Annotated in this window: 9 protein-coding genes; 4 read left to right on the top strand and 5 right to left on the bottom strand. The window is 62.4% G+C overall.

Annotation, left to right across the window (positions count from 1 at the left end; all coding sequences use genetic code 11):
- Positions 1–616: deoxyribose-phosphate aldolase (gene deoC / locus JYJ84_RS02820; RefSeq protein ID WP_205189114.1), on the bottom strand; the 616-nt coding region annotated here is incomplete at its 3' end.
- Positions 617–762: 146 nt separating this feature from the next.
- Here deoC and deoR point away from each other — a divergent pair.
- Positions 763–1,533, top strand: coding sequence for a DNA-binding transcriptional repressor DeoR (gene deoR / locus JYJ84_RS02815; RefSeq protein WP_122950476.1), 771 nt, complete (start codon positions 763–765; stop codon positions 1,531–1,533).
- Positions 1,534–1,555: 22 nt separating this feature from the next.
- On the opposite strand, the gene JYJ84_RS02810 is transcribed toward deoR, so the two are convergent.
- The 4 genes from JYJ84_RS02810 to JYJ84_RS02795 form a co-directional block, all read right to left on the bottom strand.
- On the bottom strand, positions 1,556–2,608 hold the full coding sequence (locus JYJ84_RS02810; protein ID WP_175220737.1) for an aldose 1-epimerase family protein: 1,053 nt from the start codon (positions 2,606–2,608) through the stop codon (positions 1,556–1,558).
- A 2-nt stretch (positions 2,609–2,610) separates the two neighbouring features.
- On the bottom strand, positions 2,611–3,984 hold the full coding sequence (gene fucP, locus JYJ84_RS02805) for an L-fucose:H+ symporter permease (protein WP_175220735.1): 1,374 nt from the start codon (positions 3,982–3,984) through the stop codon (positions 2,611–2,613).
- Between the two features lie 41 nt (positions 3,985–4,025).
- On the bottom strand, positions 4,026–4,952 hold the full coding sequence (gene rbsK / locus JYJ84_RS02800; RefSeq protein ID WP_174957431.1) for a ribokinase: 927 nt from the start codon (positions 4,950–4,952) through the stop codon (positions 4,026–4,028).
- A 291-nt stretch (positions 4,953–5,243) separates the two neighbouring features.
- On the bottom strand, positions 5,244–5,990 hold the full coding sequence (locus tag JYJ84_RS02795; RefSeq protein WP_175220733.1) for a hypothetical protein: 747 nt from the start codon (positions 5,988–5,990) through the stop codon (positions 5,244–5,246).
- 530 nt (positions 5,991–6,520) lie between these two features.
- Between JYJ84_RS02795 and JYJ84_RS02790 the strand changes: the two genes are divergently transcribed.
- The 3 genes from JYJ84_RS02790 to JYJ84_RS02780 all read left to right on the top strand — a co-directional run bounded on the left by JYJ84_RS02790 (position 6,521) and on the right by JYJ84_RS02780 (position 9,296).
- Complete coding sequence (locus JYJ84_RS02790) at positions 6,521–7,012, top strand: flavin reductase family protein (RefSeq protein WP_174957427.1); 492 nt, start codon at positions 6,521–6,523, stop codon at positions 7,010–7,012.
- Between the two features lie 125 nt (positions 7,013–7,137).
- Positions 7,138–8,424, top strand: coding sequence for an LLM class flavin-dependent oxidoreductase (locus tag JYJ84_RS02785; RefSeq protein ID WP_175220731.1), 1,287 nt, complete (start codon positions 7,138–7,140; stop codon positions 8,422–8,424).
- 47 nt (positions 8,425–8,471) lie between these two features.
- Positions 8,472–9,296 (top strand): alpha/beta fold hydrolase, encoded by an 825-nt coding sequence (locus JYJ84_RS02780; protein WP_226219796.1) that lies wholly within the window; start codon positions 8,472–8,474, stop codon positions 9,294–9,296.
- Positions 9,297–9,400: the final 104 nt, after the last annotated feature.

Raw genomic sequence — 9,400 nt, 5'->3', positions numbered from 1 at the left:
CCTGCCCGCCGGCCTTGTACAGCCCCCGCGGGGCCCCAGGGGCGCCCACGCCGCCCGATGCCTTCACGCCGAGCACGGGGCCGACCGTGCGGCGCATCAGCGCGACATCCGCGAGCGTCGCGCCGCCGTGGCCGAACCCGGTCGACGTCTTCACGAATGCGACGCCGAGATCGCGGCACATCTCGCACACGCGCACCTTCTCGTCATCGGTCAGCAGCCCTGTTTCGAGGATCACCTTGAGCGGCACCGCGCCGCATGCGCGGTGCACGGCTTCGATATCGGCCTTCACGTCGTCGGCGCGGCCGCTCTTCAGCGCGCCGATGTTGATCACCATGTCGATCTCGCCGGCCCCCGCCGCGATCGCGGCCGACGCCTCGAAGGCCTTCGCGGCCGACAGCCCGGCGCCGAGCGGAAAACCGACCACCGCGCACACGAGCACGCCGGTATCGGCCAGCTCGCGCGCGGCGAGCGGCACGTTCGCCGAATTCACGCAGACCGAGTAAAAGCGATGCCCGGCCGCCTGGCGGCAGAGTTCGCGGATCTGCGCGTCGCTCGCGTCGGGCGCGAGCAGCGTGTGATCGATGGTTTGAGCGAGTTGGGCGTTGGAAAGCGGCATGTTTCAGGACTCCACGGAGCGTGTGCCGGAAGGGCACACGTAAAGTTGATGTTTTCACATCGGTTTGTTACAAATACGACATTCCAGCCGGGCCCGCGCGCCCGGCACGACAAGCGACGGATGCGACGGGTACGCAGGATACTGGCATGGAAACGAAGAAGGGCGAACGGATCAAGACACTGATGAACGTGCTGCAAGGGCAGAACGCGATTCATCTGAAGGAAGTGGCCGAGCTGTTCGGCGTATCCGAGATGACGATCCGCCGCGATCTCGCGGACAACCCGCACGGCTTGAGCCTGATCGGCGGCTACGTGACGCGCCACTTCGCCGCGCAGCGCAGCGACATCGGCGAGTACGTGGTCAGCGCCGAGAACAACCGGCAGACCGAGGAGAAGCGCCGCATCGGCAAGCTGGCCGCGCAGTTCGTGACGACCGGCGATACGATCTTCGTCGACTGCGGCTCGACCACGCCGTTCGTCGTCGATTTCATTCCGGACGACCTCGAATTCACCGCGGTCTGCAATTCGCTGAACGTGTTCGCGAAGCTGCAGCAGAAGCCGCATTGCAGCGTGATCCTGTGCGGCGGCGCGTACCACCGCAAGAACATGGTGTTCGAGTCGGTGGCCGAGACGGGCATCCTCGACACGGTGCGCGTGTCGAAGGCGTTCATCTCGGCGGCCGGCGTGAGCGACCGCTGCGGCGTGACCTGCTTCAACTTCCACGAGGTCGACGCGAAGAAGAAGGTGATGGAGCGCGCGCAGAACCGCTTCCTGCTCGTCGACCACACGAAGTTCGACGAAGTGCGCGCGGCCTATTTCGCCGAGCTGACCGACTTCAACTACGTGATCTCGGACGGGCAACTGAGCCGCCGCTACGAAACGGCGATCCGCGAACACGGGATCGCGCTCGTGACCTGACGCCGCGCGGCCGCGCATCGCTTCACGCATTGCGTGCTTCCGCCGCGCTCAGGTAGCCGGTGACGACTTCGAAGCGGCGCGTCGCGCCCGGCGCGAGTGCCGCGACATGGCCCTTGCGGCGTTCGGCTTCATACCCTTCCGGCTCGCAGGTCGACGGCAGCGCGAACGCGGCGACCTGCTGGTCCGCGTTGTGCAGGATCCAGCGCGTCGCGTGCGGGAATTGCTCGGGGCGGTAGGCGGTGTGGAATGCACCGCCATCCGGGTGCTCGAGCAGGAAATGCGCGACGCCGCTTGCATCCGTTGCCACGTCGTTCATGAAGAACACGATCTCCGGGTCGTACAGCGCGGGCGCATCGAGCGTGTGAAGCCGTTCCGGTTCGCGCGCGAGCGTGGCCGTGTAGTCGCGCCACGCGGCGGTCGGCTTCACGTGAGCGGGCACGCTGTCACGCAGCCGTAACCCGCCTTTAGACAACGCTTGCACGAAGCGACCGCCCGGCACGTACGCGTAGTTCAGGTGCGCCATGTACATCAGGTCCATCGGCGTGCCGCCGAGATTCGTCACGTCCATCGCGATCGTCATCTGTGCGTCGTGCTCGGCGAGTCGCACCGACGGGCGCGCCACATAGTGGCTGCCGAAACCCTGCACATATTCGTATTCGCCGGTCACCTCGACGAACGCGCCGCGTGCATCCGTGCCGACGATCAGGCTTGCGCGATCCATCGGCGCGCACGGCATCTCGCCGTGCAGCGCATGCGTGTCGTCCGGCCCCGGGCAGCCGTTGCGCAGCAGCCCGCTGTGGAACATGAAGCAGCCGTAGGTATCGATGATCGATGCCACGCGCTTCGGCTGGCGGAACATGTGCTTCATCGTCAGGTCGCGGCCGTCGAACGCGGCGGCCCAGATCATCTGGCCGAGATACGGCAGCACCACGACATGGCCGCGGCGGTTCTCGAGCGTCAGCGCCTCGACGCCTGACGGATACGCGAACGCGGTGACGGTCAGGCCGTCGGTGCGGTACAGCGTGCGCGGCGTGTCGCGGAAGTCGTCGCGGCGCAGTTCGATTTCGCCTTGCATGCTTACGCTCCCGACGTGTTGCGCGTGGCGGCGTAGCGCGCGGGCGCGTTGCCGTCGGCGGCTGCGTCGGGCGTCGCGGCCGGCAGGTGGCGCAGGCAGTAGAAGCCGTAGTAGACGATCACGACGAAGCACGCGAGCGGCACGACGAACGCGAGCTGCATGTTGCCGCCGGTGTGATCGGAGATCAGCCCCTGGATCAGCGGCACGACCGCGCCGCCGACGATGCTCATCACGAGGATCGAGCCGCCGTACTCGGTGTCCTTGCCGAGCCCGTCGATCGTGAGGCCGTAGATCGTCGGCCAGCACGGGCCGAGGAACACGCTCACGCCCACGGCCGCATAGACGGCCGTGATGTTGTGCACGCTGATCGTGTACGCGAGCAGCACGATGCACAGGATGCCGTAGACGATCAGCACCTTGGCCGGGCCGACGCGCTTCATCACGAGCGTCGCGATCAGCTTGCCGACGAAGAACGCGAAGAACGTCGCGAGCAGGTAGTGCGACGCGCCGCGCTCGGTGAGGCCGCCGATCTGCATCGCAAGCCGGATCGTGAAGCTCCACACGCCGACCTGCGCGCCGACATACAGGAACTGCGCGACGATCCCCGCGACGAAGCGCCGGTTGCCGAACAGGCGCGCCAGCGTGCCGCGTGCGTCGATCCGGTGCGTGGCCACGCCGGGGCCGTTGCCCTTGCAGGCCGGGTAGGGGGTGAGCGCAAACACGATGAACACGGCGACGAGCACGACGATCAGCCATTTGTACGGCTCGAGCGTGGCCTGGATCATCGCGAGCTGGTGCACGTGGGCTTCGGCCGCCGACATCGCGGCGAGCTGCGCATGCGACGCATCGCCTTCCTTGAAGATCAGGAAGCTGCCCATGTAGACGCCGGCCATTGCGCCGAACGGATAGAACGTCTGCGAGATGTTCAGCCGCCGCGTGCTGGTTTCGCGCGGGCCCATCAGCGTCGAATACGAGTTCGACGCGGTTTCGAGGAACGACAGGCCGGCCGCGATCACGAACAGCGCGACGAGGAACATCCCGTATTTCGCCATCGACGCGGCCGGGAAGAACAGCAGGCAGCCGGTCGTGTAGAGCAGCAGGCCGACGAGGATCGTCGTCTTGTAGCTGAACTTCTTCACGACGGTCGCGGCGGGAATCGCGAGGAAGAAGTAGCCGAGATAGAACGCGGACTGCACGAACGCCGATTCGAAATCGGACAGGAAGAACGACTTCTTGAACTGCGCGATCAGCACGTCGTTCAGGTTCGCGGCGGTGCCCCACAGCGCGAACAGGCAGCACAGCAGCGTGAACGCGAAGAGCGGCGTGCGGTTCAGGTAATAGCCGTCGGGGGTGTGTTCGATTCTGGCTCGGCCCATGGGTGTCTCCTTCCCAATTGTCTCGTCGATGAAGGCGCCGTTTACATGCCGGCGTCGCGGAGGAAGCGTTCGAACGTCGCGGTGTCGGCGTAAGACTTCTGCGTGCCGAGGCCCGTGACAGAATGCGCGGCGTACGCGGACGCGTAGCGCATCGCGTCGAGCGCGTCGCGCGACGCCGCGTAGCAGCGTGCGAAGCAGCCGATATACGCATCGCCGGCGCCCGTCGTGTCGCGCGCGTCGACCGGTACGCCCGGCACGTGCCGCACGCCGTCGCGCGATACCAGCAGCGAACCGTTGCTGCCGAGCGTGACGAGCACCTGCTTCAGCCCGCGCGCGACCAGCGCTTCGGCGGCGCGCGCCGCGGTGTCGTGCGAATCGACCGGCATGCCCGACACGATCGCGAGCTCGGTTTCGTTCGGCACGAAGAATTCGACGGTGCGGATCCGCTCGAAATCGAGATCGGCCACCGCGGGCGCGGGGTTCAGCAGTACGGGGATGCCGTGCCGCGCGCCGAAGTCGATCGCGTGATAGACGGTGCCGAGCTCGATCTCGAGTTGCAGCACGATCAATGCGCATTCGGCGAGCTGCGGTGCGGCCGCGTCGATGTCGGCCGGCGTCAGATGGCGGTTCGCGCCCTTGACGATCAGGATGCTGTTGCTCGAATCGGGTTCGACGAAGATCGGCGCGACGCCGCTCGGCACGCCGGCGACCTTGCGCACGTGCGTGGTGTCGATGCCCTCGCGCTCGAAGTTGCGGATCGTGTTGTCGGCGAAGACGTCGTCGCCGACCTTCGTGACCATCACGACGCGCGCGCCGAGACGGGCGGCCGCGACGGCCTGGTTCGCCCCCTTGCCGCCGCAGCCGAGCTCGAAATTCGGCGCTTCGAGCGTTTCGCCCCGGGCGGGCATGCGGGCGACATAGGTCACGAGGTCGACCATGTTGCTGCCGATGACGGCGATTGTCTCCATCTGCGTCTCTTCCTTGGTATGGGGTGCGCCGCGCGCGTGGTCGGCGGCGGTGTGCAAGATATGACAATAAAATCACATTAAATGTGAAAATGCAACCATATGATGTTGTGGAGGTTACTTTCGGCGATCGGTACGGATGCGGCGCTTTCTCGAAGGCAACTGTCGACATACAAAAAAGATCGCACTTGGGAGAAGGGGGCGGGAATGAACCAAAAAGGTTGCACCTCACATCTCACGATGCGATGAGTCGATGTAACTGGTTGATATGACGGTGTTATCTACGCCACTACGTTAGGTGGGCTTGAGCGTAATCAGGGGAGTGCAGCGGTCATCGCATAAGGTAATTTGATAAGTATTTCTAAATTTAAGCTGACGCGAGAGCGAGGTGGCGAGCGAAGGTGACTTCATTTCATAAGGCTTTCTACTCGTGCGATCTCTTGCTGATGCCGACCGTACCGATACGCGCGTCAAGACGGACAAGATCGATGCCAGCCGCGCTGGCGCAGTTAACCGTGCGACGCTGAAGCCCGGTTCTGTCCGACTGGCTATGGCAAAGTGCATCCGTTCCGGTGCATCGCGCAGCAAGCATTCATACAGGTGTTCGCCGGGTGTGCCGGCAATGGCATGAAGGTCATCGACAAAGAGGAAACCATTACCGTCAGCGCGCTCCAGTTCGTTACACAACATCGCGCCGATCGTTTCCGGCGACACATTGCGCTGTGCTTCGAACAGGGTCTGCATGGCGCTGTCGAGACCAGGCACGATCCGGGAAAGGGCCGATGCACAATGCATCGCGACTTCGGCAAGGGATGCGCCAATCTCCCCCACACTGATCCACCCTACGGCCGCTTCCCCTCCAGCCCGCAGCGCGTCATGGAGCTGTGCCATCAACAGGCTCTTGCCATAGCCGGCTGGCGCGCGCACAAGAAGCAATCGGCGTGAACGCAAGTGTTCCAGCGCCGTTGGCAGTACCTCTCGCGGTACCGCGGCACCTGCTCTTGTTGGCGGGCGTAACCGGGTCGCGATCACGGGCAGCATCTTCGTCGTCCTCCTCCAGCCGTATAGCCGCTCGCAAGCAGGCTTCCGGTCATTTGGTTTCTTGTCTCCTCACAAAAGCATACACGCGTGTCCGCGGCCAGGTTCCTATCGAAAGATAGGTTTGTCGCGTTCGCCTTCCTTGGATGCCTATCGCCCGGAAGCCGAAATCGGTGCGACGGTGCCGCCGCGGGAAAACACCTAGTAGTAGCCGTCACCCTTGACGGGCGGGCGCTGCGTCAACGACGCATGCCCATGTCAGATCGGACACTGCATCTCACCTTCCTTTATGCAGGTGTGTGAACGTCCGTCGATTACTACATTGACGCTTCAGAAGCGCCGCTTCCCGAAGCCTGGATGTGGCGCAAGGAATACATGGAGACACAGACATGACCATGAGACGCCAATTGGAGGTGCCTCTCACCTCGATCGCCCTTTCTCAGGCGGGTAGTGCTCGCAGTGCTCGTTCCGCATTGCCCCTCGCTCCCGTGTGCATGACCGGCTTGATCGGCGGAATTTGACAGGGAAAGGACATGAACACTCAGACGCATACGCAAAATCTGCGCAGATGCTTCGGACGCTTTCTGACGGGCGTAACCGTGGTGACTTATCGCACCTCTGAAGGCCCGCGTGGTGCGACGATGAATTCGTTTACCTCGGTATCCCTTGATCCAGCACTTGTGCTGATCTCGGTTGCTCGGTCGTCCCGGACGTGCGTAGCTATTGATGCGCAGCCTTTCGCCATCAATGTTCTCGGATCCGATCAAGTCGATGTCGCTTCGCACTTCGCAGGTCGGAGCAAGGAGGGCATCGAGCTGGTCTGGAGCGACGACGGCGCGGCCAACACAACACCGGCTCTTGCAAATGCTATTGCTGTTTTTCAGTGTAAGCCATGGCGGCAGTATGACGGGGGAGACCACGTCCTGGTCGTCGGCGAGGTTACATCGAGCATCTTGCGCGATGGAGACCCACTGGCATTCAGTGACGGGCAGTTTATGAGCATGGGTCTTCCTTTGCTCGGTTGACCACCCGCAATTCATCAGGATGATCGACTGGCGCCGGCCCGTCGCCAGTCGGGCCCGCCACGGGGCCGAGATCGGCAGACCATCATAAGCATGACAAAACAGTTCAGAAAATCACAGGAGCAGAGATGAAGATCAGTCTATTTTCGCAAGCGGCGTATCGGGGGTTGCCAGCAGACTTCGAACACCAATACGAGTCGGTGTGCGACACCCCGTACTCGCTTACCAATCAGGATGGCATTTACGCGGATGTTCGAGACTTCCTCGATGTGCTGATGGTTGCCGCTCGAGCCGGATTTGATGGGCTCGCCGTAACGGAGCACAGCCAGTCGGCGTACGACATGATTCCCAATCCGGACCTCATCGCCAGTGCGCTGGCTTATATGACCGAGTCGGAGAACATCCCGGTCGCGATCATTCCGATGGGACGCTCGCTCGGTAAAGCCCGCGAACCGCTTCGCGTCGCCGAGGAATACGCGATGATCGACGTCATGAGCGGCGGTCGGCTTGTGGCGGGGTTCCCGATCGGCTTGTCTTACGATGCGGCGATCAACAATGGCATCGCGCCAATCGACATTCGGCCTCGTTTCGACGAAGGGCTCGAACTGATTCTGCGGACCTGGCGGGATAAAAACCCCTTCCCGTTCAACGGACGATTCAGCCAGCATCCGACAGTCAACATCTGGCCGCGGCCCTTGCAGGAAAATATCCCTGTCTATATCACGGGCACCGGCAATCCACGAACGATGCAGATGTGCCTGGAACGCAATATGGCGTTCAATTACCTGAGCTGGTTTGGGGCGAAGCTGACCGGCAAGCGAATCTTTGACCGTTTCTGGGAAACCGCCGACCAGCTCGGCGTGGCTCGCAATCCGTTCCGGATGGGATTCGTGCAGACCATCGCGGTAGCAGAAACCGACGCGCAAGCAGAAATCGACTACGCGCGGCATCTGGAATATGGATTCCGAAAAGGTCTGGGAGCCATCCCGATCGAAAAGCTGGGGTTGCCGGGAGGCATCGATATCAAGGGTGTCGAGGCATTGATCAAGGACCCGGGTGACTTCGGGATGGTCGAAAAGTTGCGCGATGCCTCTTATCGTGACCTCGTCAATGCTGGTTGCGTGATTGCCGGCAGCCCGGCAACCGTACGCGAACAATTGGCCGAATACATCAAGCTCTACGGCATCGGGAATCTCCATGCCATGTTGACATTCGGCTCCCTCCCTCGGCACCTCGCCATCAAGAACGTCGAACTGTTCGCAAAGGAAGTCGCGCCTTACTTGCGTGACATCTGGAAAGATTCGGATCACGAACATCATTGGTGGCCGGCCAAGCTCGGCGGACGTCCAGGCCCGGTTACAAATGGCACGCGCGCAACCTTCGGTGGTTCCGAAACGCAAAAACCCGGCCGTTGAGGTCACGAGTTTGCCTGAGTGCTCACATGTCAAAAGGAGACTATTCAATGAATATGCCAACCCGGGCCGCGACCCCGGACATCACCGAACGCACACTTCGAGTATGGGGTGGTCGCATCAACATGCGCGTAAAGGTCGCGGGTGCCGGACAACCCGTCGTCTACCTGCATCCGTCAGCTGGACTTGGCTGGGATCCATTTCTGTCCTGGCTGTCTGAACACTTCACGGTCTACGCGCCCGAGTTTCCCGGAACGAGCGCTGGTGATCCCTATGCGATTCACTCGGTCAACGCGCTTGGCGACGTCGTACTCGTGTACGAGGAGGTTGTCCGCACCTTGGGGCTCGTCAAACCCATACTGATTGGCCAATCATTCGGCGGCATGCTCGCGGCAGAACTCGCGGCGGCTTTTCCCAATCTCGCCTCCCGGGTCGTGCTGCTGGATCCTATTGGTCTGTGGCGCGAAGACTTGCCCGTTGCGGACTGGATCTCCGCTCGGTCGGAGGAACTTCCGTCGCTTCTGTTCCACGATCCGGCGAGTCCGGCTGCACGGTCCATGCTTGCGCTTCCCGAAGATCCCGGCTTGGCGGCCGCTGCCATCGCGGCGCGGGTCTGGGCCTTCGGCTGTACCGGGAAGTTCGCCTGGCCTATTCCTGATCGAGGCCTGAGCGCAAGGCTGCATCGGATCACTCAACCGGTCCTGCTGGTCTGGGGGCGGGAAGACAGGCTGGTTCCGGTCGGATATGTCGACGAATGGCAGGCTCGACTCCTGGATTCCAGAGTCGTTGTCATCGATAGCTGCGGCCATATTCCGCAAGTGGAGAAACTTCCCGAAACAGTGGCGGCAGTGAGCGATTTCGTGCGCATCGAATAGCGATCGCACGGCGAATCTTGTGGCGCCAGGGTACGTGGTGCGCGTACCCGGTTATCAAGTTAGGAATACTATTAAAGAAGGTGAGGAGATGATCAATTTGATTA

Origin of the sequence: Burkholderia sp. LMG 13014 (assembly GCF_905232215.1) — a bacterium.
GTDB lineage: Bacteria > Pseudomonadota > Gammaproteobacteria > Burkholderiales > Burkholderiaceae > Burkholderia.
This window is presented reverse-complemented; position numbering and strand designations above follow the sequence as displayed.